Source organism: Burkholderia sp. A2 (genome assembly GCF_001729305.1).
GTDB classification, from domain to species: domain Bacteria; phylum Pseudomonadota; class Gammaproteobacteria; order Burkholderiales; family Burkholderiaceae; genus Burkholderia; species Burkholderia sola.
Genome location: NZ_LZXX01000073.1, coordinates 498 through 834 on the forward strand (window position 1 = coordinate 498; position 337 = coordinate 834).

Sequence of the window (337 nt, forward strand, 5' to 3'; positions counted from 1 at the left end):
CTTCGGCGCGAACGAGCCGAGCAGCACGAACACCGACGACGAACCGGGCCCGCCGTTATAGAAGAACGTCACGGGCCGTGTTTCCTCCTTCGCGCCGTCGGCCGTGAACGCAACGTAGAAGATCTTCGCGGCTGGCTGCGAACTGCTCGGATCGACCGTCACGAGGTGGCCGACCGTCGCCGTGTACGCGATGCGCTTCCCGTCGATCAGGATCGTGTGATGCGTGATCGCGGCCGCCTCGGTCGTGTCCGTCACCGAGTCGTCGGGGCCGTTGCCGTACGCGACCGGATCGAAGAACGGCTGGTCGCGGCCGTGGCTCAGCGCGACCGGATTGATG

The 337-nt window shown here is 66.5% G+C and carries 1 pseudogene; it reads right to left on the reverse strand.

Annotation, left to right across the window (positions count from 1 at the left end):
• A pseudogene (locus A9Z05_RS05700) lies at positions 1–337 on the reverse strand (peptidase S1); the annotation flags it as partial.